This is a genomic window from Pseudomonas sp. F220 (assembly GCF_057813935.1).
The window spans coordinates 1-634 of record NZ_JBVASJ010000124.1 but is presented as its reverse complement, the minus strand read 5'-3'; the positions used below and the strand labels follow the sequence as shown (position 1 = coordinate 634).

The window sequence follows — 634 nt, the reverse complement described above, 5'->3', positions numbered from 1 at the left end:
TCAGCGAGGGCCCGCGCAACAGGAAGTACGACAGCGCAGGAATCAGGATCAGCGCCCCCAGCATGTTCCACAGGAACATGAAGGTCAGCAGGATGCCCATGTCCGCCTGGAACTTGATCGGCGACCAGGCCCAGCACACCACGCCGGCCGCCAGGGTAATGCCCACCAGGCCCACTACCCGTCCGGTGAACGACACCGCCTTGCGGTAGGCATCCCCCAACGACAGGCCCTGGCGCTGGTGATGCAGCTGCACGCTGAGCAAGTACAGCGCGTAGTCCACGCCGATCCCCACACCCAGGGCGATCACCGGCAGGGTCGCGACCTTCACGCCGATGCCCATGACCACCATCAACGCCTCGCAGAGGATCGAGGTCAGCACCAGCGGCAGCAAGGCCACCAGCGTGGCGCGCCAGCTGCGAAAGGTGATCAGGCAGAACAACGTCACCGCCGCGTAGACGTAGAGCAACATGGTGTGGTTGGCCTCGCGCACCACAATGTTGGTCGCCGCTTCGATGCCGGAGCTACCGGCGGCCAGCAGGAACTGCCGATCCGGGGTGCTGTTGTCTTTGGCGAACTTGTCGGCAATGGCCACCACGGCGTCCAGGGTCTCGGCCTTGTGGTCCTTGAGGAAGGC

1 protein-coding gene is annotated in these 634 nt (G+C 64.8%); it reads right to left on the bottom strand.

Going from position 1 to position 634, the window contains the following annotated elements; translation table 11 throughout:
• On the bottom strand, positions 1-634 hold a 634-nt coding region (locus ACZYSM_RS29270; protein ID WP_489077169.1), incomplete at both ends, for an MMPL family transporter.